Origin of the sequence: Streptomyces sp. f51 (assembly GCF_037940415.1) — a bacterium.
In the GTDB taxonomy this organism is placed as follows: Bacteria; Actinomycetota; Actinomycetes; order Streptomycetales; family Streptomycetaceae; genus Streptomyces.
The window spans coordinates 2,417,225-2,434,053 of record NZ_CP149798.1; the positions used below are offsets into that span (position 1 = coordinate 2,417,225).

The window sequence follows — 16,829 nt, forward strand, 5'->3', positions numbered from 1 at the left end:
CCGAGCCCCTCGTTCGGGCCCCCCTTGGCGCGGTTCACTTTGACGTGGACCGCGCCACGGAGCGGCAGACGATACAGCGATACGTCACACCACCGCGGAGTTGTTCATCTTCCGCGTGGAAATGATCTGGTCGATCAGGCCGTAGGCCAGTGCGTCCTCGGCCGTGAGGATCTTGTCGCGCTCGATGTCCTCGCGGATCTTCTCGATCGGCGTGGTCGAGTGCTTGGCCAGCATGTCCTCCAGCTGACCGCGCATGCGGAGGATCTCGTTCGCGGCGATCTCGAGGTCCGAGACCTGTCCGCGACCGGTCTCGCTGTAGGGCTGGTGGATCAGCACACGGGCGTTCGGGAGCGCCATGCGCTTGCCCGGCGTTCCGGCGGCCAGCAGGATCGCGGCGGCCGAGGCGGCCTGGCCCATGCAGACCGTCTGGATGTCCGGCTTCACGAACTGCATCGTGTCGTAGATGGCCGTGAGGGCCGTGAACGAGCCGCCGGGGCTGTTGATGTAGACCGAGATGTCACGGTCGGGGTCCATCGACTCCAGGCACAGCAGCTGCGCCATGACGTCGTTGGCGGAGGCGTCGTCGATCTGCACGCCGAGGAAGATCACGCGCTCCTCGAACAGCTTCGCGTACGGGTCGTACTCACGCACGCCCTGCGAGGTGCGCTCGACGAAGCGCGGGATGACGTAGCGGGACTCCGCGCGAGGACCGGTGTACTCGGCCTGCGTGCGGGCGAAGAGGCCGCTGCCGGGGAAGTCGTTCACTGTGTCTCCTGGAAACCTGAAAAGGGCTGAGCGGTCGGCTGAGGGCACGCTGGGGGCCTCGTCCCACGGATTGGACGGGAAGGGGCCCCGCGCCGCTCTCGGGGGCGCTGGAGGGGCTTACGACGCCCCGGTGCCGCCACCGCCCGGCATTCCGGCAGCGGTAGGCACGATGTCGTCGATGAGGCCGTACTCCTTGGCCTCGATCGGGTCGAACCAACGGTCGCGGTCCGAGTCGCGCGTGACCTGCTCGACGGTCTGGCCGGTGTGGAAAGCGGTCAGCTCCGCCATCCGCTTCTTGGTGTGGAGCAGCCGCTCGGCGTGGATCTTGATGTCCGACGCGGAGCCCGCGAGACCCGCGGACGGCTGGTGGATCAGGATCTCGGCGTTCGGCAGGGCGAAGCGCTTGCCGGGCGTACCGGCGCTGAGCAGGAACTGACCCATCGAGGCCGCCATGCCCATGGCGATCGTCACCACGTCGTTCTTGATGAACTGCATGGTGTCGTAGATCGCCATGCCGGCCGTGATCGATCCGCCGGGGCTGTTGATGTAGAGGTAGATGTCCTTGTCCGGGTCGGCGGCAAGGAGCAGCAGCTGCGCCGTGATCTTGTTGGCGATGTCATCGTCGACCGCCTGGCCGAGGAAGATGATCCGCTCGCCGAGCAGTCGGTTGTAGACCTGGTCGCCGAGGCCACCACCGATAGGGTCGCCGGCAGCTGTGGGCATCAGATTCGTCACGTATCCACCTGCTCGTCTTACGACGGCGCCGGGCCGTCTCACGTCTTATGCAGGAACCTGGGGCCCCGGGTTCCGCGCCGCCTCCCGGCGGCGTCCGGGGACTCCCCTGCCCTCGTATTCATGGACCCTAACGCGCGGGTCCCTCCGGGGAATCCCGCAGAGGGAACTGTTCGCTGTGAGCGCATGCGCTCACGCTCGCTTCACCAGGGGTCCGGTCCCGCTTCCCGAGAGGCCCGCGGGGTGGGTGGCGCCCTCGAAGGGCGCGGTCGCCGGTGCGCCCGGGGGTCGCGTCCGCGGCCGCGGCCGGGTGGGGGTCGCCCGCGCGGTTCCTCGCGCCCCTGGGCATACCGGCGAGGCCCTGCGGAGCGAAGTGCCCGGGGTTCCCGGGAAAGGCGACGGGCCCCCGGGGACATGAAGTCTCCGGGGGCCCGTTCAGGATTACTGCCGGGGCGATCAGGCCTCGGTGGTCTCCTCGGCCTCGGCGGCGTCGGTGGCCTCGACGGTCTCGGCCGTCTCGTCCTCCTCGTCGTCCAGGTCGACGATCTCGCCGTTGGTGTCCTTGACCGTGGCGGCCTCGACGACGACCGCGAGGGCCTTGCCGCGGGCGACCTCGCCGACCAGCATCGGGACCTGGCCGCCTTCGACGACGGCCTGGGCGAACTGGTCGGGGGACATGCCGGAGGAGGCGGCGCGCCGCATGAGGTGCTCGGTGAGCTCCTCCTGGTTGACGTTCAGCTTCTCCTTGTTGACGAGCTCGTCCAGGACGAACTGCGTCTTGATGCCCTTGACCGCGGCGTCCTTGGTCTCGGCGTCGAACTCTTCCTCGGTCTTGCCCTGGATCTCCAGGTACTTCGCGAGGTCGAGGCCCATCTGGCCGAGCTGGTGGTGCTCGAGGTTGTGCTTACGGGTGTTGATCTCGTCCTCGAGCAGCTTCTCGGGGACGGGCACCTCGACGAGCTCCAGCAGCTTCTCCAGGACGCGCTCCTGGGCCTGCGTGGCCTGGTCGTACTGCTTCATGTTCTCGAGGCGCTTGCGGCTGTCCGCCTTGAGCTCGTCGAGGGTGTCGAACTCGGAGGCGAGCTGCGCGAACTCGTCGTCCAGCTCGGGCAGTTCACGCGCGGCGACCTGGGTGACCTTGACGGTGACCTCGGCCTCCTTGCCGGCGGCGGAGCCGCCCTTGAGCTCGGAGGTGAAGGTGGCCTCGCCACCGGCCTCCAGGCCCTTCACGGCCTCGTCGATGCCCTCGAGCAGCTCGCCGGAGCCGATGGTGTACGAGACGCCGCTGGCGACACCGTCCTCCAGGACCTCTCCGTCGACCTTGGCCTCGAGGTCGAGGGTGACGACGTCCTCGTCCTGGGCGGCGCGCTCGACCGGGGAGGTCGAGGCGAAGCGCTCGCGCAGGTCCGAGACGGCCTTCTCGACGTCCTCGTCGCTGACCTCGATGGCGTCGACCTCGACCTCGATGCCGGAGTAGTCCGGGATCTCGATGGCCGGGCGGACGTCGACCTCGGCGGTGAAGTTCAGCGTCTCGCCGTCCTTCAGCTCGGTGATGTCGACCTCGGGCTGGCCGAGGACGTTCAGCTCAGCCTCGTTGACCGCTTCGGTGTAGAACTTCGGGAGCGCGTCGTTGACGGCCTCTTCGAGCACGGCGCCGCGACCGAACCGCTGGTCGATGACGCGCGCCGGGATCTTGCCCTTCCGGAAGCCCTTCACCGTGACCTGCTGGTTGATCTTCTTGTACGCCGCGTCGAGGCTGTCCTTGAGCTCCTCGAAGGGCACCTCGACAGTGAGCCGAACCCGAGTCGGGTTCAGGGTCTCCACGGCGCTCTTCACGGTTCGGTCTCCTTGTGGCTGACTTCTTGGGGGGTTCTGCTGCGTGCCGCTGCCGACCAGGCAGAGCCCTGGGCGGATTCCGCGGCCCTTGAGAGACGTAACAGTGCAGACATACGGGCACGCAGCTTGCATAGTAACCGCAGGCGGTACACGCCCCAAAAGGCGATCTTGTCCGGGCGGATCCCACGCGGCCCTGCCGGTGGTCGGGGTGGCGGGATTTGAACCCACGGCCTTCCGCTCCCAAAGCGGACGCGCTACCAAGCTGCGCCACACCCCGTCGGTGCGACACGTAGGGTACATGCCCGCAGGCGGCGCGGCCGCCGCATTTCGCGACCGCCGACGCGGACGGGAACGGGGTGTGCATGGGGGGCCCTCGACCCGCTACGATGCCTTCTGTGCCGAGGTCGCTGAACTGCGGCGCGTGCTGTGCGGGCGTAGCTCAATGGTAGAGCACTAGTCTTCCAAACTAGCTACGCGGGTTCGATTCCCGTCGCCCGCTCCAGATGACAAAAGGCCAGGCCGGAGGACATTTCCTCCGCCTGGCCTTTTGCGTGTCCGCCGGATGCGCCGCCTCCCCCGCGTCCGCCGAGTTCGTCCCGGTTCGTGGGTGGCGCGGGGTTTCGGGCGCGGAGAGGGTCGCGACCGGCGCGCGCGAGGGACGGTGTGCGCCCGGCGCGCGTCGTGCCGCGCCGTCCGCTCCGCATGCCTCCGTGATCCGGAGGCGGGCGTTCGTGACGCGTCCCGTTCAGAAACTGATCGAGTTGATGGTCTGCGCTATCGAGTCGAGGAACCGGTTGATGGACGGAGCCATACCGGTCGACGCGAGGAAGAAGCCGAAGAGCACCGCGACGATGGCAGGTCCCGCCTTGATGGATCCCCCGCGGATCAGCACCACGAGGATGATCGCCAACAGCAGCACCACTGACAGCGAAATGGCCACAACTGATCACACCCTACGGTCGGTCGCTCTCCCGGCCCGGAGGTGCAGCCCCGCACACCCCCGCCAGAACCATCGTGCCACCAACCGGCCACTCGTATGCGGCAGGTGACGCATCGTTGGCCGGAGGAGACCCCCGGGACGAGCCGGCGTGCGGCCGGAGCCGCACCGCGCCGCTTTCCCTCAACCGCACCCGCGCACAGCGGACACACAGCTCGGCGACGCAATTCGGCGGTGCGCCCGACAGTGAATTCCCGGCAACCGTTGCCATGTCCACACATCCCGTTCGCAGGCAATTCGAATTGTTGCCACACGCACACCACAGGCGGGGCGCCCGGACACCCGAATCGTCACCGAAGAGGACATATCTCCGGAGTCGCCCGCGGGTGATATACACCGATCAGTACGCATCAATCCGGACAGAACACCCGTCGCCGGTAAGCGAATCGATATGCGGAACCACTTGCGGATCGGGAGGCACACATCTCCGAATCCGGGGTACGCGCAGGCGATAAGCAGGAATGAGATCGGTCGTTTTACGAGAACGCACAGACGACGCTAGGGTGCCTCAGATGTTCCACGCCGCCACGCCCCCCGTTCGCGCAGCGAGGTCCAGAATCATCCCCCCGAATTCTTGGCGGGAGGGCCTGTGACCAACTCGCTCCGACCCCACGGCCACCACAGATCACCGCTCCCCCCGGCCCAGCAGCCGGCGGACGCGGTGCCGGGCCCGCGCTCGCCCCGGACGTCCGCGACGGCCGTCGCGACCGCGGACACCCCGCCGGGCGCCAAGCCCGCCAAGCAGCGCGACGCGTTCTTCGACAACGCCAAGTACCTGGCGATCGTGCTCGTGGCCATGGGTCACGCGTGGGAGCCGCTGAAGGGCCAGAGCCGCGTCCTGGAAACGCTGTACACGGTCGTCTACACCGTCCACATGCCGGCCTTCATCATCATCTCCGGCTATTTCTCCCGCAGTTTCGACATGCGCCCCGACCGCCTGAAGCGGCTGGTCACCGGTGTCGTCGTGCCGTACGTCCTGTTCGAGACGGCGTACTCGCTCTTCGACCGCTGGGCCGGGGGCGACGAGAACCAGGCGATCAGCCTGCTCGACCCCTGGTATCTCACCTGGTTCCTGATCGCGCTGTTCGTCTGGCGGCTGACGACCCCCCTGTGGAAGCTGGTGCGCTGGCCGGTCCCGCTGGCGGTGTGCTGCGCCCTGCTCGCGTCCGTCTCGCCCGAGATCGGTGACGACCTGGACCTCCAGCGGGTGCTCCAGTTCCTGCCGTTCTTCGTCCTCGGTCTGGTCATGAAGCCCGAGCACTTCCAGCTGGTGCGCCGCCGCGAGGTGCGGATCCTGTCGGTGCCGGTCGTGGCCGCGGCGCTGGTCGTGGGCTACTGGGCGGTGCCCCGGATGAACACCGCGTGGTTCTTCCACCGCGACGCCGCCCAGGAACTGGGTGCCCCCTGGTGGGCCGGCATCGTCATGGAGCTCGCGCTCTACGGCTGCTCGCTGCTGCTCACCGCGTGCTTCTTCGCCTGGGTGCCGCGGCGCGCGTTCTGGTTCACGGCACTCGGCGCGGGCACGCTGTACGGCTATCTGCTGCACGGTTTCGTCGTCAAGGCGTCCGAGTACTGGGGCTGGTTCGACCACGGGTCGCTGCACAAGCCGCTCGGCGAGGTGTTCGTGACGGTGATCGCGGCGGCGCTCGTCACCGTCCTGTGCACCCGGCCCGTCCAGCGCGTCTTCCGGTTCGCGATGGAGCCGAAGATGGAGTGGGCGTTCCGGCGGGACGCGGCGGAGGCCGCCCGGGAGCGGGCCAAGGCCGGCGCGTAGCCGCGCGGCCCCGGCGGCCCGCGCGGACGAGAGGCGTGCGCGATGTGTACGAGAAGGGCGGGCCCGGAGTCTCCGGGCCCGCCCTTCTCGTACACATCGGCCTCGGCACCGCCATCGGCGCTGACCTTGGCCTCGGCGCCGGCATCGCGGCTGGGCTTGGCCTCGGCGCCGGCATCGTGGCTGGCCTTGGCCTCGGCGCCCGCCTCGGCAGCGGAATCGGCGGCGGAATCGGCGGCGGCGCCGGTGTTCACCGCCTTCGCCGCGTTCAGCCCGGCGGCAGCCCCAGCAGGGCCCGCATCGTCGCGTACTTCCTGGTCAGACGCATCCGGGTGAGCTCGTCGAGGACCGCGAGGCGGCCCGGGTCGGAGTTGTGCGCCAGGTCGGACGCCTTGACCAGCAGGGCGCCCCGGGTGGTGCGGACGCGTCCCGCGTACGACTCCGGGGACTCGCCGTCCGCCTTGGTGAGCGCGCGCACGATGTCCTTCGTACGGGGACTCAGCGCGGCCTCGTCCAGCCATTCCTCGGAGAGTGCCTCGTCCTCGACCGCGTCGTGCAGCCAGGCCGCCGCTATCTGGTCCTCGTCGCCGCCGCGCTCGCGGACACCGTCCGCGACGGCCTGGAGGTGCTCGGAGTACGGCCGTCCGGCCTTGTCGGTCTGGGCCGCGTGCGCCGCGCGGGCGAGCGCTTCGACTTCGGCCAGGGTCAGGAGAGGTCGGGTCACGCGATCAGTGTCTCCTCGGTACGGGCCGCCGCCTCCGTCGCCGGGATCGGGCGGGCGCGGCGCGCGGTCAGCGTACCGGGGCCAGCCCGTCGCGGCAGATGAGAAGCAGGGCCCGGTCGTCGTTGACGTCCCTGGCCACCGCCTCGATGAGGTGCCAGGCGGCGCCGTGGAATCCGCCGGCGACATAGCGGTCGGCCTCCCCGGTCAGCCGGTCGATGCCCTCGACGATGTCCCGGTCCGCGGTCTCGACGAGTCCGTCCGTGAACAGCATGAGCACGTCCCCGGGCCGCAACGAGCCCTTCACCGGGTCGAACTGGGCGCCGTCGTACACCCCGAGCAGGGGGCCTTCCGCGGCCTTCTCCTCCCAGCGGCCGCTGCCCGCGCTGAGCTGGAGGCCCGGCGGGTGCCCCGCGGAGAAGAGTTCGTAGTCGCCCGAGTCGAGGTCGAGCACCAGATGGATCGAGGTCGCGAAGCCCTCGTCCCAGTCCTGGCGCAGCAGATAGCCGTTCGCGGCGGGCAGGAAGGCGTGCGGCGGCAGCGAGCCGAGGAGTCCGCCGAAGGCCCCGGACAGCAGCAGGGCGCGGGAGCCGGCGTCCATCCCCTTGCCGGAGACGTCGGTGAGGACGACTTCGAGGGTCCGGCCGCCGTTGGTCCGGGCGGCCACGACGAAGTCACCGGAGAAGGACTGTCCGCCCGCCGGGCGCAGTGCCATCTCGCGGTGCCAGCCCACCGGGAGCTTCGGGAGCTTGCTCTGCACCCGGATGCGTTCGCGCAGGTCGAAGAGCATGGTCCCGCCGCGCCGCCAGGGCACGCCCACCCGGCTGCGGAACTGTGCGATCAGCAGTCCGAAGAAGCCACAGGCCGCGACCACCAGGACCACGCCCGGTGTCACCCGGGAGGGGCCCTCGGTGTACGGGCCGAGCTTCACGGACTCCACTATCAGCGCGGTGGCGGCGGCCGCGTACAGCCCGAGCAGGCTGGCGGGCCGCAGCAGCAGTCCGCCGGCCACGATCGGCAGGACCAGGGCGGCGGGTGAGCACCACACCGAGTTGACCAGGGTGGTGGAGGCGATCACCGGAATCATGATCAGCAGGCCGGCCAGCGCGATCCAGTCGGAACCGTCGCCGCGGAAGTAGTCGACGGCGGATCTGCGCAGCCCTGTGCGGGCCCGGTGCCATTGCATCTTCAACCGGGCCGTGAACGTATCGGCTGCGGCGCGCCGCTCTCGTCCTGCTGCCATTAGTTCGGGACCCTATCGATCGGACCAGGCGCTTGGCACGGGAGGTCCCACTTGTCCCCCCTCCGAGCGCTCAACTTCACAGAGAACCGCGGTGGCACATTCGGTCAGGGGCCGTCGCGACCGGGCGAAATTTGCTCGCTCGTACCGCATTGCCCTGGTAGGCATGGGCTATGACGACTGACGTTCGGGTGCTGCGGCAGGCCGACTGGGACGAATGGTACGAGAACCTGATCCGCGCGTTCGGAGGTGTGGCGGAGTCGTCCGAGGAGCGCGAGCTGTGGAACGCGCTCACAGAGTACGACCGTTCGCTGGGCGTGTGGGACGGGGCGGACTGTGTGGGTACGGCGGGGGCCTTCTCCTTCCGTGTCACGGTCCCCGGCGGCGCCGCCGCACCCGCGGCCGGGGTCACGATGGTGAGCGTCGCGGCCACGCACCGGCGGCGCGGGGTGCTGACCGCGATGATGCGCCGCCAGCTGGACGACGTCCGGGCCCGGGGCGAGGCGCTCGCGGTCCTGGTCGCCTCGGAGCCGGTGATCTACGGGCGGTTCGGGTACGGCATCGCCACCTCGTCGGTCGGCGCGGAGATCGACACCGCCCGCGTACGGCTGTCCGTGCCGCCCGGTACCGACGGCGTACGGCTGCGTTACGCGGCGCCCGCGGACGTGCTGGACGCGTGCGAAGCGGTGTACGCGCGGCTCGTGCCGCAGCGGCCCGGGATGCTGGCCCGCCGGCCCGGCTGGGAGCGGCTCGCGCTCCTCGACCCGGAGAGCGAGCGGAGCGGCGCGTCGCCGTTGCAGTGCGTGGTCGCCGAGCGGGACGGCGAGACCGTCGGGTACACCCGCTTCCGGGTCAAGCCGGAGTGGGGTCCCGCCGGGCACAACGGGGTCGTGACGATGGTGGATCTGGAGGGACTGGACCCGGCGGCCCGGGCGGCGCTGTGGCGGTTCCTCTTCGACATCGACCTGACGTCGACCGTGCGGACCCGGGCCCGCCCCGTCGACGAGGGCTGGCAGTACCTGGTCTCCGACATCCGCCGCTGCCAGCTGCGGGTGAAGGACTCGCTGCATGTGCGGCTCGTGGAGGTCGGGGCAGCGCTGGAGGCGCGGACCTACCAGGCCCCGGTGGACGTGGTGTTCGAGGTCGAGGACTCCTTCTGCCCCTGGAACGAGGGGCGTTGGCGGCTGACCGGCGACGCCAAGGGCGCGGTGTGCGTGCGCACCGAGGACGCTCCCGATCTCGCCCTGACCGTGCGGGAGTTGGGAGCCGCCTATCTCGGCGGTGTGTCGCTCGCCTCGCTCGCGGCCGCCGGACGGGTGCGTGAACTGCGGCAGGGCGCGCTGGCGGAGGCCTCGGTGGCCTTCACCTCGGTGATCGCCCCCTGGCTGCCGCACGGGTTCTAGCGGCCCGGCGCCCTGCGGCCGGAACCGGTGCGGGTTCGGGACCTTCCGCCGGCCCGGGAGCCGGGCGGCACCCGCCCGGGGCATCGCGTCCCGGCCGGGCTCAGGGCTTCTGGCAGCCCGGGCACCAGAAGAGGTTGCGGGCGGCGAGATCGGCGGTGCTGATCTCGCCGCCACAGATGTGGCAGGGCAGGTGGGCCCTGCGGTACACGTAGACCTCGCCGCCGTGGTCGTCCACGCGCGGCGGCCGGCCCATGGCCTCGGGGGTGTGTTCCGGCCGGACGGTGTCGATGCGGTTGTTGCGGACGCCCTCGCGCATGAGGTCCACGAGGTCGGCCCAGATGGCGTCCCACTGCCTCGCGCCGAGATCCTTCCCCGCGCGGTACGGGTCGATGCCGTGCCGGAAGAGGACCTCCGCGCGGTAGACGTTGCCGACGCCCGCGATGACCTTCTGGTCCATCAGCAGCGCGGCGATCGTCGTCCGGCTGCGGGAGACGCGCCGGTAGGCCGCCGCGGGATCGGCGTCCGGGCGCAGGGGGTCCGGGCCGAGCCGCTCGTGTATCGCGCTCTTCTCGGCGTCCGTGATCAGCGCGCAGGTGGTGGGGCCGCGCAGGTCGACGTACGCGGTGTCGTTCACCAGGCGCAGGCGGACGGTGTCCGTGGGCGGCGGGGCGGGTGTACCGCCGAATCCGACCTTGCCGAAGAGGCCGAGGTGGATGTGGACCCACCGCTGCGGTCCGAAGCCGAGGAACAGGTGCTTGCCGTGGGCCTGCGTCGCGGTCAGGACCGATCCGTCGAGGAGGGCCGCGGCGTCGGCGAACTTGCCCTGGGGGCTGGTGACGCGGACGCCGCCGCCACCGAACGCGGCGAGGTAGTCCTCCGCGAGCCGGTGAATGGTGTGCCCCTCGGGCACCGTTCCTCCTGCTGTCCGTCTGTCTCGCTCGTCCGGCGGCCGGCGGCCCGGCCGACCGCCGGGGTCGGCCGGGCCGTCGGTGTCAGGCCTGCGGCTGCTGCGGGTGGTGGGCCGGGATCGGCGGGAGTTCCCGGGTCTTCTCGTAGTCCGCGAGCATCTCGATGCGGCGGACGTGGCGCTCCTCGCCGGTGAACGGCGTGTTGAGGAAGGCCTCGACGAACTTCGTCGCCTCCTCCTCGGTGTGCATCCGGGCGCCTACGGAGATGACGTTCGCGTTGTTGTGCTCGCGGCCCAGCGCGGCGGTCTCCTCGCTCCAGGCGAGTACGGCCCGTACGCCGGCGACCTTGTTCGCGGCGATCTGCTCGCCGTTGCCGGAGCCGCCGATGACGACACCGAGGGCATCGGGGTCGGCCACGGTGCGCTCGGCGGCGCGCAGGCAGAACGGCGGGTAGTCGTCCTGGGCGTCATAGATGTGGGGCCCGCAGTCGACGGGCTCGTGGCCGGCGGCCTTGAGCCACTCGACGAGGTGGTTCTTCAGTTCGAGACCGGCATGGTCGGATCCGAGATACACGCGCATGGTCCGAGTGTGACACGGCCGCCTCGGCCCGGCCGCGCCGGGTCCCACGCCGAAAAAGTGTGAGCCATCCTACAGAACCTCAAGAAAACCTCAAGTAACGATCTGGATTCAAAGGTTCACGAATTCCTTTGCCTCCGTTTCACTGGACCAACTTGTACGCCGACCCCTACAACGGATCGGTGGGCGCCCCGTACACCGCTCGTACGGATCGGGCGCTCTGTACGGGAATCTGCTCATCCGGCGCAAAGGAATCCCCCTCATGACCTCGCAGCCGACCCCCACGAAGGCCGCACAGGCCTCCGGAGGCCCCGGAGAACCCGGTGGCGGCCTCCAGGCCGGACTCAAGAACCGTCATCTGTCGATGATCGCCATCGGCGGCGTCATCGGCGCCGGGCTCTTCGTCGGCTCCAGCACCGGCATCGCCACGGCGGGCCCCGGCATCCTTCTCTCGTACGCCCTCGTCGGCACGCTCGTGGTGCTGGTGATGCGGATGCTCGGCGAGATGTCCGCCGCCAACCCGACCTCGGGCTCCTTCTCGGCGCACGCCGACCGCGCGCTCGGCCGCTGGGCGGGCTTCTCCATCGGCTGGCTGTACTGGTTCTTCTGGGTGGTGGTGCTGGCCGTGGAGGCCACCGCCGGCGCCAAGATCCTCGAAGGGTGGATGCCCGGCGTACCGCAGTGGGGCTGGGCGCTCATCGTGATGGTGGTCCTGACGGCCACCAACCTCGTCTCGGTCGGCTCCTACGGCGAGTTCGAGTTCTGGTTCGCCGGGATCAAGGTCGTGGCGATCGGCGCGTTCATCCTGGTCGGCGCGCTCGCCATCTTCGGAGTGCTGCCGGGCGTGGACGCCCCGAAGGCCGGTCTGGGCAATCTGACCGATCACGGCGGCTTCCTGCCGCACGGACCCGGAGCGATCCTCACCGGTGTGCTGCTGGTCGTCTTCTCCTTCATGGGCAGCGAGATCGCGACCCTGGCCGCCGGTGAGTCCGAGGACCCGCAGCGGGCCGTGACCAAGTCGACGAACAGCATCATCTGGCGCATCGCCGTCTTCTACCTGGGCTCGATCCTCGTCGTCGTCGCCCTGCTGCCCTGGAACGACCCGTCGATCAAGGACAAGGGCTCGTACGTCGCCGCCCTCGACTCCCTCGGCATCGCGCACGCCGGTCAGATCATGAACGTCATCGTGCTGACGTCCGTGCTGTCCTGCCTCAACTCCGGCCTCTACACCGCCTCCCGGATGGCCTTCTCGCTCGGCCAGAGGGGGGACGCGCCGAAGGCGTTCGCCCGCACCACGCGGCGCGGTGTGCCGATGAACGCCATCCTCGTCTCGGTCGCCTTCGGCTTCCTGGCCGTCTTCTTCAACTACAAGTTCCCGGACTCGGTCTTCCTCTTCCTGGTCAACTCCTCCGGTGCGGTGGCCCTGTTCGTGTGGCTCGCCATCTGCTTCTCGCAGCTGCGGATGCGGAAGATCATCGAGCGCGAGGCGCCGGAGAAGCTCGTCGTGCGGATGTGGCTCTACCCGTACCTGACCTGGGCCACGGCCGCGATGATCGTGTTCGTGCTCGGCTACATGCTGACCGACACCGAACACGACGGCCGGGAGACCGTGCTGCTGTCGCTGCTCGTCGCGGCGATCGTGCTCGTCATCGCCTTCGTCCGGCAGAAGGCCGGCGCGGGCGCCCGCACTTCCGCGGAGCCGCTCGCGAGCGGCTCCCGCGAGGAGACCCGGGCCGAGGTCGGCGCCTGACCCGCCACCGACGCCTGGAGTGAGGAGGGGCCCGCGGCCGATCGCCGCGGGCCCCTCTCTCGTACGTCCGCCCGCCCGCTTCCGTCCTCGCCCGCCCGGACCGGACGGAAAACGGGCAAAGGCCCGCCGGGTGCGGTCGGAAACCGACCCGGCGAGCCTCCGCGCACGAAGCCGGGAACTACTTCTTGTCGACGAGCTTCCAGGCGGTGGGCAGGATGCCCATGGCCAGGGCCGCCTTGAGGGCGTCGCCGATCAGGAACGGGGTGAGGCCCGCGGCGAGGGCCGCGCTCGCCGACATGCCGGTGGCCAGGGCCAGGTAGGGCACGCCGATCGCGTAGATGATCGCCTCGCCGAGCAGCATCGTGCCCGCCATGCGCAGCACGGAGCGGTCGGCGCCGCGGCGGGCCAGGGCGCCCACGACGGTCGAGGCGAGCAGCATGCCGAGGATGTAGCCGAAGGACGGGGCCGAGGCACCGGAGCCGCCCTGCGCGAACCACGGGACGCCGGCCATGCCCACGAGCGCGTACACCGCGAGCGACAGGAAGCCGCGGCGGGCGCCGAGCGCCGTGCCGACGAGCAGCGCGGCGAAGGTCTGGCCGGTCACCGGCACCGGGGAACCCGGGACGGGCAGCGAGATCTGGGCGGCGAGACCGGTGAGCGCGGCACCGCCGAGCACGAGGGCGGCGTCACGGACGCGGGAGGCCGGAAGAAGGTCGGCGAGGACCTCGCCGGGGCGGGAGGGCGTGGCGACAGCGGTGCTCATGAGGACTCCGGCGAACAGGGGGTACCCCCTTGGCCCATGGGGAGCCAGGGGGAGGACAGGGCGGAACACGGCGACGCTATCCCAGGGGCATCCGGGTGATCACCGTCAGCGATCGACAAAGCGCGGTTCCGGGGCTTGGTGGGCTCCTTACAAAGAGTGCCTGGTACACCCGCTCGAAGGTGATGCTGGTCACTGAGGTGACGTCGTTTCCGCTGCGGGAGGGTGCTGGGCGGGGACTGTGGAGACTCACCAAAGACTCCGTCGAGCCGTCCGGACCGCAAGATGGGGATCCGGCCCGGCTGTCCGGTCCTTGGGCGCCTCTGGCAGGCCCCCCGGCCTACCCCCTACCCTTCCCCCATGGTTCCCCAGGCCCTGAACTTCGCGTCGCGTCGCTATGTCGACCTGCGACGCCAGGGCACCGCCACCTGTCGCCGGCCCTCCTGAGGCGGGACGGAGCGGATCCGGCCCGCCGGGACGAGACCACAGCGGACCACACCAGGCACCCGTCGCGGCGCATCGCGACGCGGCGCATGTGACGGCGCTCGGCCGGACCAGCTCCCGAGGATGAACTCCATGGCCAGTACGGTGGCACCCCCTTCCCTGTCCCCTCCCTCCCCCGTCCTCGACCGGCGCCGGGCGAGCGCCAGCGTGATCCTGCGGTCCGTGCTGGAGCACGGGCCCGTCGCGCGCAGCACCATCTCCCGGCTGACCGGGCTCTCCCCGGCGTCGGTGACCGACTACTGCGCCCGCTTCACCGAGCGGGGACTGATCCGGGAGGCCGCCGCACCCCGCAGGTCGGGCGGGGTCGGACGGCCGCACCTCCCGGTCGACCTGGACCGTTCCCGTTTCGTGGTCGGCGGGGTGCATGTGGCCGTGCCCTACACGACGGTGGCCCTCCTCGACCTGCGCGGGCGGGTCCTCGCCGAGCGGCGGCTGCGGCACGAGGGCACCGATCCGGGCCTCGTGCTCGCGAACGCCGCCGACGCGATCACCGCCCTGCTCGCCGGCGTTCCCGGCCGTACGGCGCTCGGCATCGGGGTGGCGGCGGGCGGCTGGGTGGACCCGGACTCCGGCACGATCGTGGAGCACCCGATGCTCGGCTGGCAGAACGTGGCCGTACGGGAGCAGGTCGGGGCGCGCACCGGGCTGCCGGTCCATGTGGACGGCCACGCACGGGCGTTGGTCAACGGGGAGCGGCTGTTCGGGCGGGCCAGGGGCAGCCGGAGCGTGCTGCATCTGTTCGTCGGCAACGTGGTGGACGCCGCCTTCGCCACCCACGACCAGGTGCACTACGGACCCCGTTCGCAGGCGGGCTCGATCGCGCATCTGCCCCTGACGGGCGGGTCCGAGCGGTGCGACTGCGGCCGGACGGGCTGCATCCAGGCCGAGTTGAGCGAACGGACGCTGGTCCGGCGGGCACGGGAGCGCGGTGTCACGGACAGCTCGAATCCGATGCACGTCGTCTCCGCGGCGGCGGCCGGCGACCCGCTGGCGGTGCGGCTGCTGACGGAGCGGTCCCGGATGACCGGGCGGGCGGCGGGGCTGCTGCTCGACGTGCTCAACCCGGAGACGGTCGTCGTCACCGAGATCGGCGCCATCCACCGGGAGGACTGCCTGGGCGCGCTGCGCGAGGCGGTGGGGCCGGAGCGGGCGTCCGCGGTCGTGCCCACCAGTTTCCCCGACTCGGTGCTGGCCGTGGCCGGCGGATCGGTCGTGCTCGACGTGCTGTACCGCGATCCGCTGGGCGCCCCGGGCTCCTCACCAGCGGTCAATTAATTCAGAAAGTCGGAATGTTGACAGGGTTCGTTCCCGGACAGGAGCATCGTTGCCATGAGCAGCGCGCGGGTGCAGATTCCCCTCACCAAGTGCCGTGTGGTCGACCTGATGCGGGTCGCACGCACACGTTGTTGCTGACCTCTCGCCACTGACCCGTCCCTGACGCAACGTCACGGACCTTTGGTCACAGGCCTTTCCGGTCCCGCCGTCACGGTGTCGATCCGCTGAAGCGCCGATCCGTCGTACCCGCGTCCGGTCGTCCGGCACCGCCCCACCGTCGGCCGGAACCGCCTCACCGTCGGCCGGAACCGCCACCGTCGGCCGGCGCCGTCCCATCGTCGTCCGGCTGTCGTCGCCCTGGCCGTCCCGTCTCCTCGGGCACGCCACCGGCGTGTGTCCTCATCGGCGCGCCCGTCGTCCCTCCGGCTTCGCCCTGCCCGGAACCTCGCGCGCCCTCCCGCCACTTGGAATCCCCGGAGTCCTTCCATGCCACCACTGTCCGCACGGTCACCCCGTCCCTCCTCACCCCTGTCCGCGTCCGGTGTGGACCGGCGGGTGTTCCTGTCCTCCGTCGTCGGGATCGCGGCCGCCGCCGGACTGAGCGGCTGCGCCAGTGCCGACGCCGCCGGCACCCGGTCCCGGGAGGACCTGTCGGCGCCCCTGTCGGACAAGGTGCCGCGGGGAACCGAGCTCAAGGTCGCCTCGTACCAGGGCGTCCAGCAGCTCCAGTTCAAGCTGGCGGGGCTGTCCGGGCTGCCGTTCACCGTCTCCGACTGGGTGAACATCGGCGCCGGTCCCGACGTCATCAACGCCTTCCGCGCCAAGTCCCTGGACATCGGGAACAACGCGGGCATCCCGCCGATTCAGGCGCACTTCCAGGGCTTCGACGCGAAGATCGTCGCGATCGACATCACCCGCAAGCCCAACTACCTGTTCGCCACCAGGCCCGGCAGCGACATCAAGGACGTCCAGGACTTCAAGGGCAGGAAGCTGGCCTTCTCGCAGGGCCAGGCGCAGGGTGTGGTCCTGCTCCGCGCCCTGAAGCAGGCCGGCATCGCCTACGGCGACGTGAAGCTCGTGCCGCTGACCAGCAACCAGTTCCTCACCGCGCTCCAGGCGGGACAGGTGGACGTCGCCCCGCTCGCCAACAGCCAGGCACCCGCGTATCTCAAGCAGTACGGACCGAAGGGCGCCCGCAGCATCGCCACCGACGTGGTGGACCTGCTCAACCTGCTCTGGGCGCCGTCCTCGGTGCTGGCCGACCGCGCCAAGGCGGCCGCGGTCGCCGCGTACATCCCTCGCTGGGCCAAGGGCCAGGTGTGGGCGTACGAGCACCCCGACGCCTGGAACGAGGAGTTCTACGTCAAGACGCAGAACCTGAGCCTCGACCAGGCACGGTCGATCACCGCGCTCGCGAACAAGCCCTTGTTCCCGCCGAGCTGGGACGAGGCCATCAAGTGGGAGCAGGAGACCGCCGATCTGCTGGCGGAGGGCGGCTTCGTGAAGGCGTTCAAGGTCGGCTCGCTCTTCGACCGGCGCTTCGAGGCCCTCGCGGCCAGGGCCGTCCCCGCGGAATACCGGAGGTGACGGC

The 16,829-nt window shown here is 70.4% G+C and carries 14 protein-coding genes and 2 tRNA genes; 6 read left to right on the plus strand and 10 right to left on the minus strand.

All coding sequences use genetic code 11. From position 1 onward, the window contains the following. Positions 1-84 precede the first annotated feature (84 nt). The 4 genes from WJM95_RS10645 to WJM95_RS10660 form a co-directional block, all read right to left on the minus strand. A complete protein-coding gene (locus WJM95_RS10645; protein WP_339129346.1) occupies positions 85-765 on the minus strand; it encodes an ATP-dependent Clp protease proteolytic subunit in 681 nt (226 codons plus the stop codon). A 117-nt stretch (positions 766-882) separates the two neighbouring features. Continuing rightward, on the minus strand, positions 883-1,488 hold the full coding sequence (locus WJM95_RS10650; protein ID WP_037618823.1) for an ATP-dependent Clp protease proteolytic subunit: 606 nt from the start codon (positions 1,486-1,488) through the stop codon (positions 883-885). 465 nt (positions 1,489-1,953) lie between these two features. Then, a complete protein-coding gene (tig, locus tag WJM95_RS10655) occupies positions 1,954-3,333 on the minus strand; it encodes a trigger factor (RefSeq protein ID WP_339129347.1) in 1,380 nt (459 codons plus the stop codon). Between the two features lie 200 nt (positions 3,334-3,533). Beyond that, a tRNA-Pro gene (locus WJM95_RS10660) sits at positions 3,534-3,610 on the minus strand. Between the two features lie 151 nt (positions 3,611-3,761). On the opposite strand from WJM95_RS10660, the gene WJM95_RS10665 reads away from it, so the two are divergent. Continuing rightward, positions 3,762-3,835: transfer RNA gene (locus tag WJM95_RS10665), tRNA-Gly, on the plus strand. Between the two features lie 243 nt (positions 3,836-4,078). Here the strand turns inward: WJM95_RS10665 and WJM95_RS10670 are convergent. Further along, on the minus strand, positions 4,079-4,273 hold the full coding sequence (locus WJM95_RS10670) for a hypothetical protein (protein WP_037618829.1): 195 nt from the start codon (positions 4,271-4,273) through the stop codon (positions 4,079-4,081). Between the two features lie 646 nt (positions 4,274-4,919). Between WJM95_RS10670 and WJM95_RS10675 the strand changes: the two genes are divergently transcribed. Continuing rightward, positions 4,920-6,104, plus strand: coding sequence for an acyltransferase family protein (locus tag WJM95_RS10675; RefSeq protein ID WP_339129348.1), 1,185 nt, complete (start codon positions 4,920-4,922; stop codon positions 6,102-6,104). Positions 6,105-6,369: 265 nt separating this feature from the next. Here WJM95_RS10675 and WJM95_RS10680 read toward each other — a convergent pair whose 3' ends face one another. Together WJM95_RS10680 and WJM95_RS10685 are read right to left on the minus strand one after the other, a co-directional pair. Further along, positions 6,370-6,825 (minus strand): HD domain-containing protein, encoded by a 456-nt coding sequence (locus WJM95_RS10680; protein WP_339129349.1) that lies wholly within the window; start codon positions 6,823-6,825, stop codon positions 6,370-6,372. A 67-nt stretch (positions 6,826-6,892) separates the two neighbouring features. Continuing rightward, complete coding sequence (locus WJM95_RS10685; protein WP_339129350.1) at positions 6,893-8,065, minus strand: PP2C family protein-serine/threonine phosphatase; 1,173 nt, start codon at positions 8,063-8,065, stop codon at positions 6,893-6,895. 170 nt (positions 8,066-8,235) lie between these two features. On the opposite strand from WJM95_RS10685, the gene WJM95_RS10690 reads away from it, so the two are divergent. Next, the gene (locus tag WJM95_RS10690) at positions 8,236-9,465 is read left to right on the plus strand and encodes a GNAT family N-acetyltransferase (RefSeq protein ID WP_339129351.1); all 1,230 of its coding nucleotides are present in this window, start codon (positions 8,236-8,238) and stop codon (positions 9,463-9,465) included. 100 nt (positions 9,466-9,565) lie between these two features. Here WJM95_RS10690 and WJM95_RS10695 read toward each other — a convergent pair whose 3' ends face one another. Continuing rightward, positions 9,566-10,375 (minus strand): DNA-formamidopyrimidine glycosylase family protein, encoded by an 810-nt coding sequence (locus tag WJM95_RS10695; RefSeq protein WP_339129352.1) that lies wholly within the window; start codon positions 10,373-10,375, stop codon positions 9,566-9,568. Positions 10,376-10,457: 82 nt separating this feature from the next. After that, a complete protein-coding gene (locus WJM95_RS10700) occupies positions 10,458-10,952 on the minus strand; it encodes a ribose-5-phosphate isomerase (RefSeq protein WP_339129353.1) in 495 nt (164 codons plus the stop codon). Positions 10,953-11,211: 259 nt separating this feature from the next. Here WJM95_RS10700 and WJM95_RS10705 point away from each other — a divergent pair, with 259 nt between their 5' ends. Next, positions 11,212-12,699 carry an amino acid permease gene (locus tag WJM95_RS10705; protein ID WP_339129354.1) on the plus strand — a complete coding sequence of 496 codons (1,488 nt, stop codon included), beginning with the start codon at positions 11,212-11,214 and terminating at the stop codon, positions 12,697-12,699. Between the two features lie 178 nt (positions 12,700-12,877). Here the strand turns inward: WJM95_RS10705 and WJM95_RS10710 are convergent, their stop codons facing one another. Further along, positions 12,878-13,462 carry a biotin transporter BioY gene (locus WJM95_RS10710; RefSeq protein WP_339129355.1) on the minus strand — a complete coding sequence of 195 codons (585 nt, stop codon included), beginning with the start codon at positions 13,460-13,462 and terminating at the stop codon, positions 12,878-12,880. A 573-nt stretch (positions 13,463-14,035) separates the two neighbouring features. Here WJM95_RS10710 and WJM95_RS10715 point away from each other — a divergent pair. Both WJM95_RS10715 and WJM95_RS10720 read left to right on the plus strand, forming a co-directional pair. Then, complete coding sequence (locus WJM95_RS10715) at positions 14,036-15,238, plus strand: ROK family transcriptional regulator (RefSeq protein ID WP_339129356.1); 1,203 nt, start codon at positions 14,036-14,038, stop codon at positions 15,236-15,238. A gap of 486 nt (positions 15,239-15,724) precedes the next feature. Further along, positions 15,725-16,825: an ABC transporter substrate-binding protein gene (locus WJM95_RS10720; protein WP_339129357.1), complete on the plus strand. Its 1,101-nt coding sequence runs from the start codon at positions 15,725-15,727 to the stop codon at positions 16,823-16,825. Positions 16,826-16,829: the final 4 nt, after the last annotated feature.

Bases quoted from the DNA above. Each gene is read 5' to 3' on its own strand.
- WJM95_RS10685 (WP_339129350.1), bottom strand. From the start codon at position 8,065: ATGGCAGCAGGACGAGAGCGGCGCGCCGCAGCCGATACGTTCACGGCC.
- WJM95_RS10690 (WP_339129351.1), top strand. From the start codon at position 8,236: ATGACGACTGACGTTCGGGTGCTGCGGCAGGCCGACTGGGACGAATGG.
- WJM95_RS10705 (WP_339129354.1), top strand. From the start codon at position 11,212: ATGACCTCGCAGCCGACCCCCACGAAGGCCGCACAGGCCTCCGGAGGC.
- WJM95_RS10715 (WP_339129356.1), top strand. From the start codon at position 14,036: ATGGCCAGTACGGTGGCACCCCCTTCCCTGTCCCCTCCCTCCCCCGTC.
- WJM95_RS10710 (WP_339129355.1), bottom strand. From the start codon at position 13,462: ATGAGCACCGCTGTCGCCACGCCCTCCCGCCCCGGCGAGGTCCTCGCC.
- WJM95_RS10650 (WP_037618823.1), bottom strand. From the start codon at position 1,488: ATGCCCACAGCTGCCGGCGACCCTATCGGTGGTGGCCTCGGCGACCAG.
- WJM95_RS10700 (WP_339129353.1), bottom strand. From the start codon at position 10,952: ATGCGCGTGTATCTCGGATCCGACCATGCCGGTCTCGAACTGAAGAAC.
- WJM95_RS10720 (WP_339129357.1), top strand. From the start codon at position 15,725: ATGCCACCACTGTCCGCACGGTCACCCCGTCCCTCCTCACCCCTGTCC.